22 protein-coding genes and 3 pseudogenes are annotated in these 20280 nt (G+C 67.4%); 21 read left to right on the top strand and 4 right to left on the bottom strand.

Translation table 11 applies throughout. The features are described from left to right. Nucleotides 1-9 precede the first annotated feature (9 nt). Together BKE41_RS26430 and BKE41_RS26425 are read left to right on the top strand one after the other, a co-directional pair. The gene (locus tag BKE41_RS26430) at nt 10-906 is read left to right on the top strand and encodes a LysR family transcriptional regulator (protein WP_159392790.1); all 897 of its coding nucleotides are present in this window, start codon (nt 10-12) and stop codon (nt 904-906) included. 525 nt (nt 907-1431) lie between these two features. After that, on the top strand, nt 1432-1803 hold the full coding sequence (locus tag BKE41_RS26425) for a DUF892 family protein (RefSeq protein WP_083374439.1): 372 nt from the start codon (nt 1432-1434) through the stop codon (nt 1801-1803). 238 nt (nt 1804-2041) lie between these two features. On the opposite strand, the gene BKE41_RS26420 is transcribed toward BKE41_RS26425, so the two are convergent. Then, on the bottom strand, nt 2042-2293 hold the full coding sequence (locus BKE41_RS26420) for a hypothetical protein (protein ID WP_245295844.1): 252 nt from the start codon (nt 2291-2293) through the stop codon (nt 2042-2044). A gap of 133 nt (nt 2294-2426) precedes the next feature. Between BKE41_RS26420 and BKE41_RS26415 the strand changes: the two genes are divergently transcribed. Next, nucleotides 2427-2747 (top strand): hypothetical protein, encoded by a 321-nt coding sequence (locus BKE41_RS26415; RefSeq protein WP_071000771.1) that lies wholly within the window; start codon nt 2427-2429, stop codon nt 2745-2747. Nucleotides 2748-2941: 194 nt separating this feature from the next. On the opposite strand, the gene BKE41_RS26410 is transcribed toward BKE41_RS26415, so the two are convergent. Further along, nucleotides 2942-3658, bottom strand: coding sequence for a winged helix-turn-helix domain-containing protein (locus BKE41_RS26410; RefSeq protein WP_071000344.1), 717 nt, complete (start codon nt 3656-3658; stop codon nt 2942-2944). 365 nt (nt 3659-4023) lie between these two features. Between BKE41_RS26410 and BKE41_RS31365 the strand changes: the two genes are divergently transcribed. The 5 genes and pseudogenes from BKE41_RS31365 to BKE41_RS31805 form a co-directional block, all read left to right on the top strand. Next, nucleotides 4024-4356 (top strand): NIPSNAP family protein, encoded by a 333-nt coding sequence (locus tag BKE41_RS31365; protein ID WP_071000343.1) that lies wholly within the window; start codon nt 4024-4026, stop codon nt 4354-4356. Between the two features lie 10 nt (nt 4357-4366). Then, a complete protein-coding gene (locus tag BKE41_RS26400) occupies nt 4367-5326 on the top strand; it encodes an alpha/beta hydrolase (protein ID WP_071000342.1) in 960 nt (319 codons plus the stop codon). 22 nt (nt 5327-5348) lie between these two features. Beyond that, on the top strand, nt 5349-6020 hold the full coding sequence (locus BKE41_RS26395) for an antibiotic biosynthesis monooxygenase (RefSeq protein WP_071000341.1): 672 nt from the start codon (nt 5349-5351) through the stop codon (nt 6018-6020). Between the two features lie 139 nt (nt 6021-6159). Next, entirely contained in the window at nt 6160-6318 is a 159-nt protein-coding gene (locus BKE41_RS31810; RefSeq protein ID WP_199825814.1) for a hypothetical protein, read from the top strand. Between the two features lie 115 nt (nt 6319-6433). Beyond that, nucleotides 6434-6652, top strand: a pseudogene (locus tag BKE41_RS31805) (PAS domain-containing sensor histidine kinase); the annotation flags it as partial. An 87-nt stretch (nt 6653-6739) separates the two neighbouring features. Here the strand turns inward: BKE41_RS31805 and BKE41_RS32305 are convergent. Beyond that, nucleotides 6740-6832 (bottom strand): annotated as a pseudogene (locus BKE41_RS32305) (sigma factor-like helix-turn-helix DNA-binding protein); the annotation flags it as partial. A 1-nt stretch (nt 6833) separates the two neighbouring features. On the opposite strand from BKE41_RS32305, the pseudogene BKE41_RS30940 reads away from it, so the two are divergent. Then, a pseudogene (locus BKE41_RS30940) lies at nt 6834-7061 on the top strand (AI-2E family transporter); the annotation flags it as partial. Nucleotides 7062-7593: 532 nt separating this feature from the next. Here the strand turns inward: BKE41_RS30940 and BKE41_RS26380 are convergent. Next, complete coding sequence (locus tag BKE41_RS26380) at nt 7594-8502, bottom strand: LysR family transcriptional regulator (protein ID WP_071000338.1); 909 nt, start codon at nt 8500-8502, stop codon at nt 7594-7596. A gap of 338 nt (nt 8503-8840) precedes the next feature. On the opposite strand from BKE41_RS26380, the gene BKE41_RS26375 reads away from it, so the two are divergent. The 12 genes from BKE41_RS26375 (at nt 8841) to BKE41_RS26320 (ending at nt 19987) form a co-directional block, all read left to right on the top strand. Continuing rightward, entirely contained in the window at nt 8841-9335 is a 495-nt protein-coding gene (locus BKE41_RS26375) for a flavin reductase family protein (protein WP_159392789.1), read from the top strand. Then, complete coding sequence (locus tag BKE41_RS30590) at nt 9332-9730, top strand: ester cyclase (RefSeq protein ID WP_083374434.1); 399 nt, start codon at nt 9332-9334, stop codon at nt 9728-9730. Before BKE41_RS26375 ends, BKE41_RS30590 begins: the two co-directional genes overlap by 4 nt. Nucleotides 9731-9743: 13 nt before the next feature. Further along, on the top strand, nt 9744-11342 hold the full coding sequence (locus BKE41_RS26365; RefSeq protein ID WP_071000336.1) for a 4-hydroxyphenylacetate 3-hydroxylase N-terminal domain-containing protein: 1599 nt from the start codon (nt 9744-9746) through the stop codon (nt 11340-11342). An 86-nt stretch (nt 11343-11428) separates the two neighbouring features. Beyond that, entirely contained in the window at nt 11429-12490 is a 1062-nt protein-coding gene (locus BKE41_RS26360) for a maleylacetate reductase (protein ID WP_071000335.1), read from the top strand. Nucleotides 12491-12508: 18 nt separating this feature from the next. Further along, the gene (locus BKE41_RS26355; RefSeq protein WP_071000334.1) at nt 12509-13420 is read left to right on the top strand and encodes an intradiol ring-cleavage dioxygenase; all 912 of its coding nucleotides are present in this window, start codon (nt 12509-12511) and stop codon (nt 13418-13420) included. A 4-nt stretch (nt 13421-13424) separates the two neighbouring features. Beyond that, the gene (locus BKE41_RS26350; protein ID WP_071000333.1) at nt 13425-14309 is read left to right on the top strand and encodes a hypothetical protein; all 885 of its coding nucleotides are present in this window, start codon (nt 13425-13427) and stop codon (nt 14307-14309) included. Nucleotides 14310-14430: 121 nt separating this feature from the next. Further along, nucleotides 14431-15030, top strand: coding sequence for an NAD(P)H:quinone oxidoreductase (wrbA, locus tag BKE41_RS26345; protein WP_071000332.1), 600 nt, complete (start codon nt 14431-14433; stop codon nt 15028-15030). 29 nt (nt 15031-15059) lie between these two features. After that, on the top strand, nt 15060-15989 hold the full coding sequence (locus tag BKE41_RS26340) for a ring-cleaving dioxygenase (protein WP_071000331.1): 930 nt from the start codon (nt 15060-15062) through the stop codon (nt 15987-15989). A gap of 81 nt (nt 15990-16070) precedes the next feature. Then, on the top strand, nt 16071-16688 hold the full coding sequence (locus BKE41_RS26335; protein ID WP_071000330.1) for an alpha/beta hydrolase: 618 nt from the start codon (nt 16071-16073) through the stop codon (nt 16686-16688). 31 nt (nt 16689-16719) lie between these two features. Further along, entirely contained in the window at nt 16720-17667 is a 948-nt protein-coding gene (locus tag BKE41_RS26330; protein WP_071000329.1) for a ring-cleaving dioxygenase, read from the top strand. A 110-nt stretch (nt 17668-17777) separates the two neighbouring features. Further along, nucleotides 17778-17990, top strand: coding sequence for a dodecin (locus BKE41_RS26325; RefSeq protein ID WP_071000328.1), 213 nt, complete (start codon nt 17778-17780; stop codon nt 17988-17990). 854 nt (nt 17991-18844) lie between these two features. Beyond that, nucleotides 18845-19987, top strand: a complete 1143-nt coding sequence (locus BKE41_RS26320; RefSeq protein WP_107645322.1) for an HPP family protein — start codon at nt 18845-18847, stop codon at nt 19985-19987. Nucleotides 19988-20280: the final 293 nt, after the last annotated feature.

Below are 20280 nucleotides of genomic sequence, written 5' to 3'. Positions count from 1 at the left end.
TTGAGTCGAGTGGACCTGAACCTGCTGGTGGTGTTCCACCACGTCGCCGAGTGCCAATCGGTGACGGTGGCGGCCGACCGCCTCGCACTCAGCCAACCCGCGGTCAGCCACGCGCTCAATCGGCTGCGCCAGCTCTTCGACGATCCGCTCTTCGTCCGCGAGAAAGGCGGCTTGGGGCTCACGCGGCGGGCGATGGAACTCGTCGAGCCCGTGCGCGGCGTGCTCGACGCCGTGGAGTCCGTCCTGGCACCCCGGACGTTCGATCCGAGCACCACGAGACGCCGGTTCCGCATCGGCGCGAGCGAGTACGTGTCAGCCACGCTCCTGCCACCGATCGCGTCCGCGCTACATGCCGCGGCCCCGCATGCCAGCTTCGCCTTCGAGGCCGTGGACGCGTCCGTCTTCGAGCATTTGGCGAAAGGCGAGTTCGAGGCGGTTTTCTGGGGGACAACCCCGCCGGCCGATCCATTCGTCGTCACCGAGCTCTTCCGCGAGCCGCATGTCGGGGCCGTCGGTTCGCATCATCCGCTCGCGGCGCAAGCGCGTTCGGGGACGGTCGGTCTCGAGGACTACCTGAGCTTCCCGCATTGGCGGGTGAACTACGCCGCCAGCATGCCCAGCGTCATAGACCAGACGCTGAACGACATGGGCCGCGTGCGGCGGGTGGCCCTCGAGACGGCGAGTTTCGGGAGCAACACGGCCTTGCTCGATGACGCACGCTTGATCCTCACCCTGCCATCCCGTGTCTTCAAAGGGAAGAACCGCGATGACGTGATCGTATTCTCCCTGCCTTTCGCGTCGCCGGAGTTCATCTACTACTTGATCTGGCATCCACGTTCGAAATCCGATCCAGGCAGTCTATGGCTGAGGTCTCAATTGATCCGCGAAGTGGAAAAAGAACTTTAGCTGAAGATCGGCTTCGAGGTGGAGCCTCTCACGGGGACACCGGCATCCTCGGAGAAAAACGATCCCCGATCTAAGGCGGGGTTCCGGTCGGCGCCGACCGGAACCCTCTCATATTGTCAATTCTTGCAGCGACATCAAAGAACTGTCTCGGTTTTTGGTCGCGACTCGCTTCGAAGCCGATCTGCAGTAGCGATTTCATGCGTCAAGTCGATTACCACCTGTGTTCGCGCCGAACAGTGCGAGGGAAACGCCGTGTCGAGCTTGCAAGCTCCGCGACCTATTGGGCAACACGCAAGTCTGCACTGACGAATGCTAGACCTTATTTAGAAGCTTAATATTGGGTCGAAAATTCTCCAAACTAAGCGCTTAAACATTTCTCTATAATATTAAATCGGCTATTCCACGCCGCAGTCGTTAATTGTCGCACGCAAGGTGAGGATCGAATTCTCAGGTGTTCCCCTCGGTGTCGGCAGTCGCAACCCGCCGTTCCAACGTCCCCGTCCCGGAGAACGACGATGAACGACGATGAACGACGACGCTCTCAAGACGCTCGTGGCTCAAGGGCTCGCCGCCATGAAGAACGGCGGCAAGGTCGCCGCTGCCGCCTCCGGCGAGATCCGCAACAACGCTCGCCATTCCGACCTCAAGGCCGCACTGGAGCAGGGCAACCAGACCTCGCAGCAATGGACGCAGCGCATCGATCAAGCCCTGCAAGAGGCCGGCGGCAGCGGCGAGCAGAAGAACCCGGTGCTGGAAGGACTCTACGAGGTCAGCCGCCAGATCCGGCAGCAGGCGCCCGACGACGTCTCGCGTGACCACGGCATCGTCGCCAACGGCCAGCTCGCGCTGCACTACTGGATCGCGGCCTTCGGCACGATCCGCGCCTATGCCGCGTAGCTCGGCTTGAGCGGAGTTGCGGACGCGATGCAGAGGTCTCTTGATGAGGCCAAGGCGGTCGACGAGCGGCACAACGAGATCGCCCGGACGATCATGGCCGGCTGAGCCTCCGGGCGCTTGCCGGGTTCGACCGTGCCAGACCGGCAAGCGCGTCGGCAGGCTGGTGAATTGACGTTGCGGCGGCTCTTCATGGAGAGACAAGTCCGGCACCGGCGTCTGCCGCTCCCGACGGACTGCCTCACACCGCCTGCTCTGGGCGCGCGAGCAGGATGGCAGCGCGCACGGCCGCCCGGCGCAACTCGTCCGTGGCCCAGGGCTGCCGAAGCAACTGGTTCGCGAACGGATGGGCCTCGACCGCGGCGGCGGGGTCGATCCGGTAACCATCCCCGAAAGCGACCATGCGAGGCCGAGGGTCGGCTAGATATGCATCGACCACGGCGCGGACGTCGTCATCGACGATGTCGAGCGTCGCCAAGAGGTCGAGGGTCATCGAGCCGGGCTTCATGGCGACGCGTCTGGAGAGCTGCGGCGACCGTTTGGTGACCACGCCTCGACCCTGGCGTGCATCGCCTTCACGGTTCCGTTATTGCCATCCGCGAACGAACCTCCGGATGGGAACCCCGATGCCCAAGGTCGAGACGCTAGCCGCTACGCTCTGTGACGTCGCCGTTCCCGGCATGAGCCGGAAGGACCTCGTTGCCGCCGTGCGCGAGCGGCACCCTGAGGTCACGAAGAAAGAGGTGGTGCGAGCGGCGTTCTACGCTCTGACCGACGCCGATGCTATCCGGGAGGAGCAGGCGCGACACCTGCATGAATTCGCCCTGGCCGAACGCGTCTCGGACGTCGGGCATGCAGAGCCGGCCCAGAAGGCGTCGCGTAGGGGAAAGAAGGTCCGGAAGCGAGACGCATCCGCGAAAGCTGCGGCGGCCCCCTTGGAACCGTAAGACTTCGCCCGGCGCCCGAGGTACGGCCGCCCTGGCCATTCGGATCGAGCGTGAAGCTCAGAGGCACGCCTCCCTCGTCATGTCGAACGCGCCGCTATAGAACCCCAGGATCGAGTGCGGGAGGCCACCTTTGAGGCGATCATTGTCGCCAACCTAGAGTTTCGGCAGCGCCTTCGCGCCCGACAACAGTCGGGTCAGATGTGGCCTCGCAAATCCTGGTCGGCGCGGTAGCCGAACGCATCCTCCAAGCCGCGCCGGCCTGCTTCGGTCACCGTGATGGTGCGGTCGCCGCGGATCCGCTCGATCCATCCGAGATCCTCGCAGCGTCGGCAGAGGGCGGGGCCCGGTCGACCCGCAAGGTGCGGCCTCCGCTCGCTCCAGTCCAGGCACGGCCTGCAAAAGGGACGCCGACTCCGCTCGGCCCGCTCGCCCGGGATGCCAAATCGATCGAGCCATGTCCGGCCCGCCTCGGTCGGCTCGCCCCCAGCTTGGCCCAAGACGATCAGGTCGCGCGCCACTAAAGTCTCGGCAATGGCGACGCCGAGGCGACCGGCGAGGTGGTCGTAGCAGGTGCGCGCTTCCTTCAGCGCCGGGTCGACCCGCGGCGTGGCACGTGTCCGGTCCAGATCGGGGTCGACGGCGGCCACCACCATGATGCCCTCCAGCATCCCGGCGACCTCGCGCGAGACGAGCCGGAAGTAGCGGTGGCGCCCCTGTCGAGCCACGCTGAGCAGCCGCCCGTCGACGAGCTTGGCCAAGTGCCCGCTCGCGGCCTGGGCGCTGATGCCGGCCGTGTGGGCGAGCTCAGTCGCGGTCAGCGCGCACCCGTCGAGGAGCGCGGTGAGGATGTTGGCACGCGCAGGGTCGCCGATCCGGGCGGCGGTCCCGGCCAGGACAGTGGCGTTCGTCATGGCGCGATCATAGTCCGCTCGACACCGCGCCGCACGCCCGAACGCTTCGACCGAGACCGAAGTGTTCGGGGCTGACCATCGGGATCGGATGCGCCATGTTCCGAGCAGCGGCGGCATGGCCAAGTGGGCGTCCCGTCGCCCGATACGGGCCCAGGGAGCCACCGGGACCCATTCGCGCCGTCAGCGTCGCCGCCTATCGAGCGGCCGCAGGACAGTCGGAGGACCTGCCGAGCACGCCGACCGGCCCGTCTCCGGGCGAGGCGCCGACCGCTACTCCCGACGCTTCGGTCGGAGCTGAAGCTCTCGAGCCCAACACATCGCCGCCTCGGACCTCACCTGACGGCGGATACCAGAGGAGATCGCCCATGCACACGCTCATCCTCCGCTACACGATAGACCCGAACCGCCTCGCGGCATTCCGCACCTACGTCGAGGACGAGACGCCGGTCATCCGGGACTGTGGTGGGCGCGTCGTTGGCTACTACCTGCCGACCGACTTCGGCGGTCCGACGAACGTCGGATACGGGCTCATCGAGTTTGACACCCTCGCCGACTACGAGCGCTACCGCGCGGACCTGGCCGCGGACCCAAACCATCAACGCAACGCCGCCGCCCTCGCCGAGAGCGGGGCCGTGCTCGTCATCGAGCGGTCCTTCATCCAGCGTCACGGCTACGCCGAGGCGCGGTCTGCGGCCTGAGGAGCGATCCATGACGCTCGATAAGATGGACGCGCGAGAGGCGCATCACCGCATCGACAGCCCGCATCCCGGCCTGTCGCTGTTCCTGCGCCGGCTCACGCCGGTCTCGGGACACGGGCGGCCGGTCCTGTACGTGCACGGCGCCACCTTCCCGTCGGCGCTCTCGGTCGCGCACAGGTTCGAGAACGGGTCGTGGCGGGACGCGCTGGTCCGGGCCGGGTTCGACGTCTGGGCGCTCGACTTCGTGGGCTTCGGCGGATCCGACCGGTACCCGGCGATGCACGAGGCCGCCGAGAACGCGGGGCCGCTGCTGCTCGCGGAGGACGCCGCCGGCCAGCTCGAAGCGGCGGTGACGTTCGTCCGGGAATGCGCGGGCTCCGAACGGGTCAGCCTCGTCGCCCATTCCTGGGGAACAGCCGTGGCGGGTCTCCTCGCCGGGCGTCGCCCCGAACTCGTCGGCCGCCTCGTCCTGTTCGGGCCGATCAGCCGGCGCGACCCGCCCCGCTACCTGCCGAGGCCGGACGGGCCGGCCTGGCGGATCATTACCGCCCAGGCCCAACAGGACCGCTTCGTCGAGGACGTCCCGCCGGGCGAGCCGCCGGTCCTGTCCCCGGTCGAGTTCGACCGCTGGGCAGAACGGTATCTCAACAGCGACCCGGAGAGCCATGGCCGTGAGCCGGCCGGGGTCAAGGTTCCCACCGGACCCTTCGTCGAGATCCTGCGGGCCTGGCACGGCGAGCTGCCCTACGACCCGGGGCTCGTCAGGGCTCCGGTCTGCCTCATCCGGGGGGAATGGGACGGGCTCGCGACGGACGCCGACGCACGTTGGCTGTTCGACGCCTTCGCGCAGTCACCCGAGAAGCGGGACGTCAAGATTGGCCGCGGCACACACCTCCTGCACCTGGAGGCGAATCGGACGGCCCTCTGGCAGGAATCGGTCGCGTTCCTGCGGGACGAACCAGCAGCTTGAGGCATCAACACGGGAGGAAGCCATGTTCTCGGTGATCTTCGAGGTCCATCCCGGCGAGGGCAAGAAGGACGAGTATCTCGGCTACGCCAAAGAGCTGAAGCCGGAGATCGAGACGATTGACGGGTTCATCGACAACGAGCGCTTCGAGAGCCGCCTTCACCCGGGCTGGGTGCTCTCGCTCTCGACCTGGCGCGACGAGAAGTCGGTCATCCGCTGGCGCACGCAGGCCAAGCACCACGTCATTCAGGAGAAGGGGCGGTTCGAGGTCTTCTCGGACTATCACCTCCGGGTCGGCGAGATCACGCAGGACACCCACCCGCCGCTCCCGCTGCGCGAGGAGCGGTTCGACACCACGGAGGTGGGTAAGTCGAAGCTCTGCACCATCGTCGAGCTCGTTCCCGAGAAGAGGCGGGACCTGCCAAAGGACGACGACGCTCTACTCGGCGCCATAGGGCTCGACCGCGCGGCGACGGGCCTCAACGAGATCAACGTCTACGACTCGATCTACAACTCGGGGAAGGTTCTGGTCCTCGGGTCCTGGGCGGAGCCGGAACATGCCGAGCCGTTCCGGCCCGGTGCCGTGGAAGGCGCCGAGACGGTCCGTCGCCGGGCCGTGCGGATCATCCGGCAGTATGGCATGTTCGACCGGCGGGAGAACACGATGTACTACTCGGAGGTCCAGCGGAAAGGCTGACCGGAGCCCCGGACCGCGCTAGACCGCAGGTGAGCGCACGCTTCCGCCTCCCACGAGGAGGCCCGATGCGGTTCGAGATCGAACGCAAGTTCCTGGTGGCCACGAGGGTTGGCGCGCCGGTGTCGTCAGTGAGCGGCGTATGACCGACGGCTTCGTCGCCCAGTTCACGGGCGGCAAGGTGCGGGTGCGTCTCGAGGACGAGTGGACGTGGCTGACGGTGAAGGGTGCGCAGGCCGGCCTCGCCCGCTCATCGCCGATGCGAAAACCATGCCGACGATGGTCTGCGCCACCTGCGTGATCGAGCGGAACCGGCCCTTCGTGCCCCATGCGGTCTCACCTGGGTGGCGGACGACTATGCCGGCGCGCTCCCGGGGACGGTTCTGGCCGAGGTCGAGTTGGAGCGAGAGAACCAAAATGTGGTCGTGCCCGGCGGCATGAACGACTCGCAACTCGCGCTGGAGGCGCAACGGCTGCGCCCGGCCATCAAGGTGCTGCTCACCTCGGGCTACGTCTCCAGCCTTGATGAGGGACAGGTCATCGGCCTCGGCGAGCCACCGGTGCGGCACAATCCCTACCGCTGTGACGAGCTCGCCCGCTCCCTTCGGCTTGTGCTCGGAGGGGAAGGTCGCTGACGTCCCCGACCGACGAGGAAGGCGGTCGGCTGACCCTGGCTCAAGCCGTCCGGAAGCCCTGGTCCAACCCGAGCTGATCGACCAGGATTGCGCGCGCGCGCGGCTCACGCGGCTCTTCACCGTCCCAACCTGGCACCCGAGCAGGGTCGCCGCCTCCTCGTAGGTGCGGCCCTCCGCCCCGCTGCTTAAGCGCTTGAAGCGCCGCGCTCCCGGCATCCCAGTGCTGGTGGGCCTGCGGCCGGTGGGGGAGAAGGTGCTGACCGACGCCGCCATCGGCCGCGAGGTTGGCGCAGACTTCTACGTCTCCTCGCTGCGCGATGGCGTCGAGGCCTGCCTGAAGGCAGCGGATGCCACGGGTCGCGATCCAGCCGTCCCGTCCGGCCGCCGGGCGTTCGGGGTCGTCCAATGACGGCGTTCTGCTCGGCCCCATTCGAGGGCGGGACTGAGAGGTAGGCTTGGGAAGCGGTCCTAAGTAGCCTCTCGGGCGATGTGCCCGTGTCTGAAGATTGGCTTTGAAGCGGGACCCTCACACGGGAGACGCCAACATCCTCAAAGAAACAATGATTTTTGATCTGGGTCGGCGTTCCGGTCGGCGCCGATTGAGACTTTCTCATCTTTTCCAGTCTTCACAGCGACACCATGGACTATCTCGATTCGTGGGAAGCGTCCGCGTCGAAGCCGATCTACATCTTGTCCGGGAGGGCCATTCATGTCGGTCGCCGGGCGGGAGGGCCGTTTCGTCGAGGCGGACCTCGGCCGTCGCGGGAGGCGGTCGACGGACCGAGGCTGGCGGCTCTCATTCGCCTCACCCCGACCATCGCGTCCGCTGGGTCGACCCGGGAGCCGCGAAGGCCGCGGGACCGTGGATCCCCGCGTGAACGGCGCCCATCGGATCCGGCCCCCGCAGCCGCGGAATCCCGACCGGCGGCTTAAGGCGCGGGCTAGCCGAGGCTTCCTGCGATCGCGGCGATGCGCTGGCGCAGCCAGACGTGCGCCGGATCGCTCGTGTAGCGCGGATGCCAGTACATCATCTCCTCCAGCTCGTTCAGGGGATACGGGGGCTCGACGATGACGATGGACTCGAGGCCGGACAGGGTCCTGACGGCGCGTTCCAACACGAGGCTCACCAGGTTGGTCCCCTGGATCAGGAACGGTGCCAGCAGAAAACTCTCGATGGTGACCTCAACCCGGCGCGTGACGCCGGCCTGGACGAGCTCCATGTCGGCTGTATTCAATTGCTTGTCCGGGCCGATCGAATAGATGAGGTGCGGAAGCTTCAGGAACTGTTCCTTGCTCATGCTGCCGGACCGGCCGACCTGCCGGTCCACGGCACAGACCCAGCGATCCACGAAGAGCTTCTGGTTGGGATAGTCCGTGTCGCCGAAGAGGGCCCGCGGCTCGATGACGATGTCGGCCTTTCCGGTTCGCAGGGTCCCCGCCGCATCGCTCGTCCTCGGCAGCAGGTGGATCGTGATGTTGGGCGACTCCACCGACAACACCCGCACGAGGGGCGCCAGCAGGATCAGGATCGCGTAGTCCGAAGCCGAGATCGAGAACGTCCTCGCATCGGCGGAGGGGTCGAAGGGACGGTCGTGAGCGAGCGCCCCCTCGATCGCCGCCAGCGCGTCGCGCAGCGGCTGGATCAGCGACTCCGCCTTGGCCGTCAGCTCCATCCTGCGGCCGACGGGAGTCAGGAGAGGGTCGTCGAACAACAGACGCAATCGCGAAAGCGCGGCGCTCGTCGCGGATTGGGTGAGGCCAAGGCGCTCTCCCGCACGGCTGACGTTCTGCTCCGCCAAGAGCGCGTCCAGGATAACCAGCAGATTCAGGTCCACCGACCTCAGGTTCAAGGGCCGACCCTCCCGTCCGAACGTGTCCAGCACTTTCCGTGCCCGGCTTCCGCTTCCCGCGGCGAAGCAGTTCTCCCGGCCGCGATATACAAATCGCATCAATAGAAGGGATGTTTATTATCGATTTGACGCATCCTAACCCGAGACATAGCGTCCGACAACCGCCTGAGAACGAGCTGCCGAGCAGAATAGCTTGCTCCGGAAAGCCATCCGAACCGGCAGGTCCGCTCCGCTACGGCGAAGTGAATGGGAGGGTTGATGTGAATACTTCGGACTCGGGGTATGCTCGTACGGCACGAGTGGTCGCCAACGACAGCGCGAGCGCCTTCCGAGGCGCGATGAGGAAAGTGATCTCCGGCGTCACGGTGATCACGACGCTCCACGAGGGCCGACCGTGGGGCATGACCGTGAGCGCCTTCACGCCGGTCTGCATGGATCCGCCCACGCTTCTCGTCTGCGTGAACAGCGAGACGACGACGGCCAAGGACATCCGGCGGGAGAAGCACTTCGGGGTGAACCTGCTGAGCAAGGGCCAGCAACACGTGTCGCAGCTCTGCGCGACGCAAGGTGAAAGCAAGTTCCTCAACGACCATGTCATCGCCGCCGACCTGTTACCGTTTCCCATGACGGCGCCTGTCATCAAGGACTCGCTGGCGACCTTCGATTGCGCGCTCACCGACGCGTTCGTGGTGGGGACCCACTTGGTCGCCATCGCGCGGGTCAACGCCGTGCTGTCGGAACAGCCGGTCGTGCCGCTCCTGTACGGACAGGGCCGCTACCACCACGGGGTCCTGATCGAGGAGCCGACGGCGCTCCGGGCAGCGAACGCATGAGCGAGGAGATCGCCCGCGCTTTCTACGCCGCTTACGCGGCCCACGACACCGAAGGCGTCCGGGGCCTCTACGCCCCGGACGCCACCCACGAGGACGTCGCGTTCGGGAAGCCGAAGTCCGGTCGCGACGCGATCGTCGCCGGCCTGGCTCTATTCCTGACTTGGTTCCCGGATGCCAAGTGGTCGATCGCGGATCAGGTGATCTCCGCCTCGACCGTGGCGACCACCTACCTGCTCACCGGCCATCTGCAGGCGGATCTCGGCAATACGCCGGGCAAAGGCCAAGCCATCTCACTTCGCGGCGTTCAGATCCTGAAGATCGAGAACGGCAGGATCGTGCGCAGTGAGGACTACTGGGACGCGGAAACTTTCAAGCGTCAGATCAACACCCACTGAAGGAGAGGAAAACATGCGTACGGGACAGCAGTATCTCGAATCCCTGCGGGATGGCCGCAAGGTCTATGTCGGCGGCGAAATCATCGAGGACGTGACAGCGCACCCGATGACCAAAGGCTACGCCAACGCCATTGCGGAGTACTACGACCTTCATCTCAAGCCCGAAAATGAGGATATCTGCACCTTCGTCGACGATAGCGGCAAGCGTCAGTCCATGCACTGGTTCCTGCCGAAGTCGAAGGAGGACGTGATCAAGCGGCGCAAGTACACAGAATTCCTGTGCCGGCATTTCAAGGGCGGCATCTTCACCCGTCCGCCGGCCGGCATGAACGTCGTCATGCTCGCTCAGGTCGATGACCAGGATCCCTGGACCGAGGGTTCCCGCTTCAAGACGGTGAAGCCCGACCTGAAGGGGAACATCCAGCGCCAGTGGGAGGAGGTCACCTCCAACGACTACGCCATCTCGCCGATGTTCCTCGACGTCCAGTACGACCGCGGCCGCGAGGACGCGATGTCCGAGACGCCGATGCTGAGCGTCGTCGAGGAGCGCGAGGACGGAATCGTCGTGCGCGGCTGGAAGGCGATCGGCACCTCGGTTCCCTTCGTCAACCACCTGCTGATCGGCAACCTGTGGCGTCCGGGCCAGACGTCGGAGCAGACCGTCTACGCGCTCGTACCGATCGCCACCGAGGGCGTCGTCATCGTCGCCCGCAAGTCGCGCGCCGAGCCGGACGCGGATCCCTACGACCGTCCCCTCGCGACGATCGGCGACGAACTCGACTCGATGGCCTACTTCGACGACGTGTTCATCCCGTGGGCCCAGGTCCAGCACGTCGGGAACCCCGAGCACGCCAAGTGGTACCCGCAGCGCCAGTTCGACTGGGTCCACCTCGAGACCCAGATCCGTCACTGCGTCCACGCGGAGCTGATGGTCGGCCTCGGGCTGCTGCTCACGCAGTCGCTCGGGACCGCCAGCAACCCGATCGTGCAGTCACAGCTCGCACAGCTGATCCGCTTCCGCGAGACGTGCCGCGCCTTCATGATCGCGGCGGAGGAAACAGGCTTCGCGACGCCGGGCGGCCTGTTCAAGCCGAACAACATCTACATCGATTTCGGCCGGGCCCACTACCTCGAGCACCAGCACGACATGGTGAACTTGCTGATCGACTTCTGCGGCCGCGGCGCGGTCATCCAGCCGACCAAGAAGGAGCTCGATGATCCGTACATTGGTCCGAAGCTGCAGGAGGCGCTGCGCGGCGCCGAGATCAGCGCCTACGACCGCATCAAGATCTTCCGTCAGATCTCCGAGCGCTTCCTGACCGAGTGGGGCCTGCGCCACGAGATGTTCGAGAAGTTCAACGGCACGCCGCTGTATCTCGTCAACCTCCTGACGATGCAGCGCACCGAGTACCAGGTCGACGGCCCGCTGACCCAGCTCGCCCGCGACGTGCTCGGCTTCGGCGACACGAAGGATCTCGGCAAGCGGGCCCGCGAGGCCGAGATGAAGTCGAACTACGCGAGCGTCCGCTATCAGCCGGGCTACGCCAGGGCGCAGGACGTCCGCGCCGGCTACATCGGCGACGACGTGCCGGGCTCGGTCGCGGCCGAGTGAGAGACCGGGTGCCGGGGCCGAGGCCCCGGCACCCTCCCCGCCGCTCCGGGACGGACCATCCCGGACGCCATCGACGCGAGCGCGCCATGCTACCCTTCGACCTGGACCTCCTGCCATCGCGCGTCCTGTTCGGGCCCGGAACCCTCGCCAGGCTACCCGCCGAGATCGAGCGGCTCGGATGCAAGCGCGCGCTGGTCCTCACCACGCCCCAACAGGTCGAGCTCGGCACCGAGGCCGCCGACCTGATCGGCGACAGCCAGGTGGGCCTGCTCTCGACCGCGACGATGCACACGCCCGTCGACGTGACCGAAGAGGCGCTCGTCGTAGCCCGCGACCGCGGCGCCGATTGCCTCGTCGCGATCGGCGGCGGTTCGACCATCGGGCTCGGCAAGGCCCTCGCGCTGCGGACCGACCTTCCTCAGATCGCGGTTCCGACGACCTATGCGGGCTCCGAGGCGACCCCCATCCTGGGCGAGACGCGCGAGGGCCGCAAAGTCACGCAGCGCAGCTCCAAGGTCCAGCCCGAGACGATCATCTACGATCCCAACCTCACGTTCGAACTGCCGGTCGGCCTGTCGGTCACCTCCGGCGTGAACGCCATCGCCCATGCCGCGGAAGCGCTCTACGCGCGGAACCGAAACCCGCTGATCCAAGCCGTGGCCGTGCTCGGCATCAAGGCCCTCTTCACCGCGCTGCCGAGGATCCATCGGCGGCCGGAGGACGAACGTGCGCGGTCGGACGCGCTGCTCGGCGCGTGGTGCTGCGGGGTCTGCCTGGGCACGTCGGACATGGCACTGCACCATAAACTCGCCCATACGTTGGGCGGCCACTTCGACCTGCCCCACGCAGAGCTCCACTGCGTTCTGCTGCCCTATACGCTCGCGTACAACGCGGCCGCCGCGCCGGAGGCGATGCGGCATCTGGCGTCGGCTCTCGACACCCTCGACCCGATCCGCAGCCTGAGGCGGCTGCTGCAGGCGCTGGACGCACCGCTCTCGCTCGCCGAACTCGGAATGCCGGAGGAGGGCATCGCCGTCGCGAGCCGCGCCGCGCTCGAGAACCGGTATCCCAATCCTGCGGATCTCACGGAGGACGGGATCCGGAAACTGCTCACGCGCGCCTATCACGGGGCCGATCCGCAAGAATAGACTTTTAGGGACAGGACCATGCGCGACATAACTGAGTCCACGATCACGGATGCTGTCCTCGAAAGCTTCGGATCGACGGGCGACGCACGCCTGAAGCAGTTGATGCAGAGCCTCGTGACCCACCTGCACGGCTTCGTGAGGGAGGTCGAACCCACGACCGCCGAATGGATGGCCGCAATCCGGTTCCTGACGCGCACAGGCCAGATCTGCGACGATCGACGCCAGGAATTCATCCTCCTTTCCGATACCCTCGGGGTCAGCGTCCTCGTGGACCTGATCAACCATCGCATGCCGATCGGCGCAACCGACACGACCGTGCTCGGCCCCTTCTACGTCGACAACCCTCCGGGATACCCACTCGGCGCCGACATCGCGGAGGGGATGACCGGCAAGCCGATGTACTGCGACGGACGGGTATTGACCGCGGCGGGCGAACCGATCCCCGGCGCGCTGGTCGATGTCTGGCAATGCGACGGCGACGGCCACTACGACATCCAGCTCGGTGGCGGGAAGCTCGGGCTACGCGCTCGGCTCGTAGCCGACGAGCAGGGTCGCTTCGCCTTCTGGTCGGTCGTGCCGAGCCACTATCCCATCCCGGAGGACGGTCCCGTCGGCGAGATGCTCGGGGCGACCGGTCGGCACCCCTATCGCCCCGCCCACGTCCATTTCATGATCTCGCATCCGGGCCACGAGACGCTCGTCACCCACATCTTCCTCGACGGCAGCCCGTATCTCGAGAGCGATACGGTGTTCGACGTGAAGACCAGCCTCGTGACCCGAGTCGCGCATCACGACGCCGGCACCGCGCCGGACGGCAAACGGATGGACCGGCCTTGGGGCCGCCTGCACTACGATTTCGGGCTCAAGTCGACCGCGGGCGATCCACCCGTCGCGACCCCGGCCCGCGAACTCACGGGGGCGAGGGCGTAGGATCATGGAAACGGCATTTCCCTTGCCGCGGGAGCTGCGCGGCGCCGTCGCGGCGCTCGGCAACTTCGATGGCGTTCACCTCGGGCACCAGGCCGTCGTCGGCCACGCCGTCGAGCTGGCGCGCTCCCTGGGGCGCCCCGCGATCGCGGTCACCTTCTCGCCGCACCCCGTACGGTACTTCGACCGAAATCGCCCGGCATTCCTTCTGACCGGCGTCCCGGAGAGGCTCCACCTGCTGCGAGCCTGCGGCGTGGACGAAGCGATCGCGCTACCGTTCGACGGGGCGATGGCGGCCTTGCCGCCGCGGGAATTCATCAGGCGATGGCTCGTCGAGACCCTGGGCGCGTCGGTCATCGTGACCGGGCAGGATTTCCATTTCGGCAGGGCGCGGTCCGGTACGTTGGAAATCCTCGAGAGCGAGGGGGCCCGGTACGGGCTCACGAGCGAAGCCGTGCCGATCCGCAACGATGGGGGCCAACCAGTCTCGTCGACCCGGATCCGGGGGCTCGTTCGGGTCGGCCAGCTCGAAGAGGCGGCGTGCCTGCTTGGCCGCCCGTTCCGCCTGGGCGGAACCATGTACCGACGGACCGACGGCGACCTCGGGCTCGGGTCCGACGACCGCCTGCTACCGCCCCGCGGTCGCTACCGGGCCCGCGTCCAGGCCGGCCAGCTTTGCTTCGGGGACGTCGAAGTGCGGATCGAGCAGGATCAGGTGCGTTGCATCCTGTCCGACGAAGGCCGGGCCCGTCTGATGGCCTTGACCGTGGGCATGCCCGTCACGCTCGCCCTCGCGCACCCGCATCCGGACATCGACGTGGTCCCCATGTCGCTCGAGAGGACGCTCAGGCGCCTCGGGTCCGTCGAGGGCCCGTCGATGGTGGGCGCCTGATGCCGCACGTCGAGTGAGGCGACGAGTTTCCGAGGATTCGATCGGCGCCGCGCGAGGGCGCCCTTAACCCCCCGCCGGGCCGCCGTAGGGACGGCGTCCGTGCGACGATGGAGCGAGCCCGATGCCCAAGGTCCTGGTCCTGTATTACTCGAGCTATGGCCATACCGAGTCGATGGCGAACGCGATCGCCGAGGGCGCCCGGACCGAGGGAGCCGAGGCGGTGGTCAAGCGGGTGCCGGAGACGGTCCCCGAGGACGTGGCCCGGAACAGCCATTACAAGCTCGACCAAGCCGCGCCGGTCGCCACCGTCGACGAGCTGCCCGGGTACGATGCCATCGTCGTCGGCACCGGAACCCGCTACGGTCGCATGACCTCGCAGATGGCGGCCTTCCTCGACCGCACAGGCGGACTGTGGGCCAAGGGCGCCCTCAACGGCAAGGTCGGCGCCGCCTTCACCTCCACCGCGACCCAACACGGCGGCCAGGAGACCACCCTGTTCTCGATCATCACGAACCTCATGCACTTGGGCATGGTGGTCGTCGGTCTGCCCTACTCGTTCCAGGGCCAGATGCGGCTCGACGAGATCACCGGGGGCACCCCCTACGGCGCCACCACCATCGCCGGTGGCGACGGATCGCGTCACCCCAGCGCGAGCGAACTCGACGGCGCCCGCCATCTCGGCGGCCACGTCGCCCGGACCGCCGCCAAGCTCACCGCTTGATCCCGCCGCATCGGAAGGGGGAAGCAGCCATGCCCGTCAACGGGATCCATCACGTCACCGCCATCTCCGGACCCGCGCGGCGCAACGTCGACTTCTATACCACCGTCCTCGGCCTGCGGTTGGTGAAGCGGACCGTCAACTTCGACGATCCGGGCACATACCATCTCTACTACGGCGACGAGGTCGGCTCCCCCGGTACGATCCTGACGTTCTTCCCCTGGGCGGGGGCCGCCCAGGGCCGGCTCGGGGTCGGCGAGACCCAGGAGACCGCGTTCCGGGTGCCCGCGGGCTCGATCCACGATTGGCGGCGTCGCTTCGCCGAGTGCGACGTCGCGCACGATCCGGTCGAGGAACGCTTCGGCGAGGAGGTACTACCCTTCCGTGATCCGGACGGCATGCGCCTTGCGCTCGTCGGTGTCGCTGGCATCGAGGCGGATCCGGCTTGGACCGGCGGCGTGGCTGCCGAGCGGGCCATACGAGGCTTCCATTCGCTCCGCCTCCTCCTGCGCGACAGCGCATCCACCGGTGCGATACTCGCCGACGTGTTCGGCTTCGCGGAGGCCGGGAGCGACGGCCCCGCCCGGCGTTTCGAAGCGGATGCGGTCCCGGGAGGGTTCGTCGACCTGGTCGCGGAACCCGGCGCCGAGCCCGGCACGCCGGGCGCCGGCTCGGTCCATCACGTGGCCTTCCGCGCCGCCGACGACGCGGACGCGCTGGGGATGGGCCGCAGGCTCCTCGAGGGTCACCGCATCCAGACGACCGACCAGAGGGATCGCAACTACTTCCGGTCCCTCTACTTCCGCGAGCCCGGCGGCGTGCTGTTCGAGATCGCTACCGATATCCCGGGCTTCCTCGTCGACGAGCCGTCGCCCGCCTTGGGGCGGGCCCTGAAGCTGCCCGCGCAGTACGAGCCGCGGCGCGAGGAGATCGAGGCCGTCCTTCCGGACCTGGGCATCTGAGCCCCTTCTCGCGCGGCCGCCCCCACGCCGTGTCACACCCCCTGCACCGGCTGCGGTCGGTGCCGCCATCCGGTGCGCGCCATGACCGACAGCCAGCTCTCCCACGTCCATCGCCATCGGCCGGCGACCGTTCCGGGTCGGGCGCCACTCCTGCTCCTGCACGGGACGGGCGGCGACGAGAATGACCTGCTCCCGCTGGGGGAGGCGTTGTCGGACGGGGCCGCGCTGCTCTCGCCGCGCGGCCCCGTCCTGGAGAACGGGATGCCCCGCTTCTTTCGACGCCTGGCCGAGGGCGTCTTCGACGAGGCGGACGTATGTCGCCGCGCCGAGGAACTTGCCGACTTCGTCAGCGCGGCGCGCGAATCATACGGACTCGCGGCACCCATCGCGGTCGGGTTCTCGAACGGGGCGAACATCGCCGCCGCTATCCTGCTGCTCCGTCCGCGAGTGCTGGCCGGCGCGGTGCTTCTGCGCGCCATGGTGCCGCTCAACGCGGCGCCCGCCGCCGACCTCGCCGGGAAGCCGGTGCTGCTGCTCTCGGGTGCCGCCGATCCCATCGTACCGACGCGAAACGCCGCCCAACTCGCGTCGATGCTCGCTGGGGCCGGCGCCGCGGTCGACCACCAGGTCCTGCCGGTCGGACACGGCCTCTCCCAGGCCGATATCGCCAAGGCGAGGGCCTGGCTCGACCGGACCTGATCCACCCTCCGGCCTTTCCTGGACCCACGCCATGCACCTCACAGGCATCCACCACGTCACGGCCGTCACGGCCGACGCGCGCTGCAACCACGCCTTCTACACGGGCGCCTTGGGTCTCCGCCTGGTCAAGAAGACCGTCAACCAGGACGACGTCTCCGCATACCATCTGTTCTACGGCGACGGGCAAGGCTCCCCCGGCAGCGACATCACGTTCTTCGACTGGCCGGTCGAGCGGGAGCGCCGGGGCGCGAACAGCGTCGGCCGCACCAGCTTCCGTGTCGGCGGCGCGAACGCACTTGATTGGTGGGCGGGCCGCCTGCGCGAGCTGGGCATCGGGCACGGGGGGGTCGTCGAGCGGGGCGGTCGGGCCGTCCTGGACTTCGAGGATCCGGAAGGCCAGAGACTTGCGCTCGTCGACGACGGCGGCGTGGGCGAGGGCCATTCCTGGGAACGCAGCGCAGTCCCGGCCGAGTACCAGATCCGCGGGCTCGGACCCGTCGAACTCTGCGTGCCCTCGCTGGCTGGAACGAGCTTCGTCCTGTGCAACGTGCTGGGCATGCGCCGCCGCCGCGAGGAGACGACCCCGTCCGGGGCATTGCATGTGTTCGAGATGGACTCCGGGGGGGCCGCCGGGGAGCTGCACGTGGCGGTGCGGCCGGATCTGGCGCCCGCGCGACCGGGTGCGGGCGGCGTCCACCACTTGGCGCTCCGTACGCCGACCGAGGCGCAGTATCACGCCTGGGCGGACAAGCTCGCCGTATGGGGCGTGCCGAATTCGGGTCCGGTCGATCGCTACTACTTCCGGAGCCTGTATTTCAGCGAGCCGAACGGCATCCTGTTCGAGATCGCCACCGATGGTCCGGGCTTCGCGACCGACGAGGTGGCCGAGTCGTTAGGCGAACGGCTGTCGCTGCCGCCGTTCCTGGAGCCCGAGAGGAATCGGATCATGGCAGGGCTCGTCGCCCTGCCGACGAACTGACGGGTGGCGTGGACGCCGCAGCCCGTTCGGGAGGATGTGCGCCGGACGGACGCCCGGATCAGTTGCCCCTCAAACCCGCATCGACGCGTCCTGTAAGCAAGGAGAACCACATGTCCGATCACATCTACAAGGTCGTCGAGCTCGTCGGCTCATCCCCGAACTCGATCGAGGACGCCATTCAGGGCGCCGTCAGCCGCGCCAGTCAGACGATACGCAATCTCCGATGGTTCGAGGTGCTCGAAACGCGTGGCCACATCGAGAACGGGAAGCTCAGCCATTACCAGGTCACGCTCAAGGTCGGATTCACGATGGAGGGAACCTGAGGCGACGACCCTCGCCGAGGGCCTTCGCATCCTGCTGCCTCCGGGCACCTGCCTTGGCCGTGGCGTTCGCCTGCGAAGGCTCGCCGGCGCGGCGAAACCATCGCCGTACGGCGTTCAGACATCGTCATCCGGGCGTGCCGAACACTTCGATCTCGGCATCCATGCAGTTCTCCGGGATAACGCGAAGCGGATTTTGTTTCGTTTCCGGATTTGAATTGTGCATCGCGGCAGTTAAATGTGCATCTGCGAGATCGCGATGGCGTCGTGATCCCGCAGCCCAACCAGGGCGTTTCCTCCCAAGACTTTAGACCGCTCCTCCCGGAGCGGTCTTTTTTTGGGAAGCGAGGTCGCTTTGCTCGATCCGCGAAGCCAGTCGGAGACCAAGACAGGTTGGATCGGCTCCCCTCGCCGACCGCCACGGCCGAGGATCCCACGTCGGTGCTCCGCGGATCGAACGGCCTGACAACTGCCCAGCCCCACCGTTTCAAGCGATCGACTTCCGCCCCGAAGGTCGTACCCGCGCCGAGCCATTCCTGCCGATGGGACGGCCTCGACGCCCTGAGTGATCCCGCCGACGTGGATCCCGACGCCCTCCGTGGAGCGGGGACAAAGAGGTTCCTGTCGTATGATTGGCGTGTTGAGCCGAGAAATCCCGAGGCGCGTTCCCCCGGCGTGGCGCAATAGTCGATACCTTGTCCTTCGAAACGCGAAGGATGCGCAGAGTTTGCCTGCGCTTTGACGATCCGTCGACGTCGCGACACCGCCACCACGCGCAGTGCGGCGCGGCGATGATGGGGGTGGCGACGGAAATCCGTGCCCTGCAGATCCCTCGCACGCGTCAGGATGGTTCCCACATGACCGACCAGAAGGGTTCGACCGTCGGCACCGGTCGCGTCTTCGGCTTTCGCATCTTCAGGCCCATCCTCGCGGGAGCCACCCTCCGGGAACGGCTCGTCGCCTGTCTGGGCGCGCTGATCGGCATCGCGCTCACGGGTCTCGTCTGCGGCTGGGCTTTCGGGGAAGGGGTGCACATCCCGTTGATCGTCGCACCCATGGGGGCGTCGGCGGTCCTGCTCTTCGCCGTTCCCGCGAGCCCCCTTGCCCAGCCCTGGTCCGTCATCGGCGGAAATACGATCTCGGCCTTCATGGGCGTGATCGCCGCTCGATTCGTTCCGGACCCGATCGTGGCGATCGGTGTCGGCGTTGCGCTCGCCATCGCCGCCATGTCGGTGACCCGCTCGCTACACCCGCCCGGGGGGGCGGCGGCCCTGACGGCGCTGATCGGAGGTCACGCCGCGACGTCCGCGGGGTTTCTGTTCCCGCTGTTCCCGGTCTGCGTGAACTCGGTGATCCTCGTGACGTTGGGCGTCGCCTTCCACAAGCTCTCGGGCCGCAGCTACCCCCATGCTCCCGTCGAGCGACCGGTCAACGACCACGGGACATCCGACCTCCCGGCCGCGCTGCGCGTCGGCTTCCGGGATGAGGACGTCGACGCGGCGCTGACGGCGATGAACGAGACGCTGGACATCGACCGGACCGATCTCGACCGCCTGCTCCGGCAGGTCGAGTTGCAGGCGCTCGTCCACGCCCACCGCGGGCTCGCGTGCGAGGACGTGATGTCCCGCGACGTCGTCACGATCGCGGAAGGCGCGACGATCGAACAGGCTACGGCGGTCCTGCTCGACCGCAACATCAGGACCCTGCCCGTGGTCGACGGGGAGGGTCGGCTTCTGGGTACGGTCGGGCTTCGGGAACTCGCGAAGCGGGGTGCGTCGCGCGTCGCCGACGCGGTCGTGGGCGCGAAGACGGCGGGAAGGAACGATCCGGCGGTTGGACTGGTCGGGACGCTGACGGACGGCCGGACCCACGCGATCGTCGTCGTATCGGTCGACAGGTTGATCCTGGGGGTGATCACCCAGACGGATCTCCTTGCCACGCTCGCACGGCAGGCCACCTTGCGGGCGATCGGACGGAATCCCGGACCGGCCGCGGCCTGATCCCGTCGAAGGTTGCGACCCGCGGCCGCCAGACCGGAAGCCGATCACGAATCGCGATCGGCCGCCGACTGCGCAGCGATAACCGCGTCGCGGTCGGGTATGATCTTCGGCCGCGGCCGAGGCTGATGCGATGATACACCGCCGAGCCCGGCGGCGGCTGGCGGACGGCAGGTTCGATCGCGGCACGGATGCGAGCGAGCGTGGTTCGATGGGAGACGCGGGTCGATCCTTCGGCCTCGGTCAGAGATCGGGGGCCATGAAAACGTCCCACCTCCGATCGAGCACCCTTGCCC

This window comes from Methylobacterium sp. C1, assembly GCF_001854385.1.
Lineage (GTDB): Bacteria > Pseudomonadota > Alphaproteobacteria > Rhizobiales > Beijerinckiaceae > Methylobacterium > Methylobacterium radiotolerans.
This window is presented reverse-complemented; position numbering and strand designations above follow the sequence as displayed.

Excerpts from the sequence above, each read along its gene's own strand:
- BKE41_RS26365 (WP_071000336.1), top strand. The coding sequence starts at position 9,744 with ATGCGTACGGGACAGCAGTATCTCGAATCCCTGCGGGATGGCCGCAAG.
- BKE41_RS26425 (WP_083374439.1), top strand. The coding sequence starts at position 1,432 with ATGAACGACGACGCTCTCAAGACGCTCGTGGCTCAAGGGCTCGCCGCC.
- BKE41_RS26335 (WP_071000330.1), top strand. The coding sequence starts at position 16,071 with ATGACCGACAGCCAGCTCTCCCACGTCCATCGCCATCGGCCGGCGACC.
- BKE41_RS26355 (WP_071000334.1), top strand. The coding sequence starts at position 12,509 with ATGCGCGACATAACTGAGTCCACGATCACGGATGCTGTCCTCGAAAGC.
- BKE41_RS30590 (WP_083374434.1), top strand. The coding sequence starts at position 9,332 with ATGAGCGAGGAGATCGCCCGCGCTTTCTACGCCGCTTACGCGGCCCAC.
- BKE41_RS31365 (WP_071000343.1), top strand. The coding sequence starts at position 4,024 with ATGCACACGCTCATCCTCCGCTACACGATAGACCCGAACCGCCTCGCG.
- BKE41_RS26395 (WP_071000341.1), top strand. The coding sequence starts at position 5,349 with ATGTTCTCGGTGATCTTCGAGGTCCATCCCGGCGAGGGCAAGAAGGAC.
- BKE41_RS26320 (WP_107645322.1), top strand. The coding sequence starts at position 18,845 with ATGACCGACCAGAAGGGTTCGACCGTCGGCACCGGTCGCGTCTTCGGC.
- BKE41_RS26410 (WP_071000344.1), bottom strand. The coding sequence starts at position 3,658 with ATGACGAACGCCACTGTCCTGGCCGGGACCGCCGCCCGGATCGGCGAC.
- BKE41_RS26340 (WP_071000331.1), top strand. The coding sequence starts at position 15,060 with ATGCCCGTCAACGGGATCCATCACGTCACCGCCATCTCCGGACCCGCG.
- BKE41_RS26330 (WP_071000329.1), top strand. The coding sequence starts at position 16,720 with ATGCACCTCACAGGCATCCACCACGTCACGGCCGTCACGGCCGACGCG.
- BKE41_RS31810 (WP_199825814.1), top strand. The coding sequence starts at position 6,160 with ATGACCGACGGCTTCGTCGCCCAGTTCACGGGCGGCAAGGTGCGGGTG.
- BKE41_RS26325 (WP_071000328.1), top strand. The coding sequence starts at position 17,778 with ATGTCCGATCACATCTACAAGGTCGTCGAGCTCGTCGGCTCATCCCCG.
- BKE41_RS26400 (WP_071000342.1), top strand. The coding sequence starts at position 4,367 with ATGACGCTCGATAAGATGGACGCGCGAGAGGCGCATCACCGCATCGAC.
- BKE41_RS26420 (WP_245295844.1), bottom strand. The coding sequence starts at position 2,293 with ATGACCCTCGACCTCTTGGCGACGCTCGACATCGTCGATGACGACGTC.
- wrbA (WP_071000332.1), top strand. The coding sequence starts at position 14,431 with ATGCCCAAGGTCCTGGTCCTGTATTACTCGAGCTATGGCCATACCGAG.
- BKE41_RS26360 (WP_071000335.1), top strand. The coding sequence starts at position 11,429 with ATGCTACCCTTCGACCTGGACCTCCTGCCATCGCGCGTCCTGTTCGGG.
- BKE41_RS26350 (WP_071000333.1), top strand. The coding sequence starts at position 13,425 with ATGGAAACGGCATTTCCCTTGCCGCGGGAGCTGCGCGGCGCCGTCGCG.
- BKE41_RS26415 (WP_071000771.1), top strand. The coding sequence starts at position 2,427 with ATGCCCAAGGTCGAGACGCTAGCCGCTACGCTCTGTGACGTCGCCGTT.
- BKE41_RS26375 (WP_159392789.1), top strand. The coding sequence starts at position 8,841 with ATGAGGAAAGTGATCTCCGGCGTCACGGTGATCACGACGCTCCACGAG.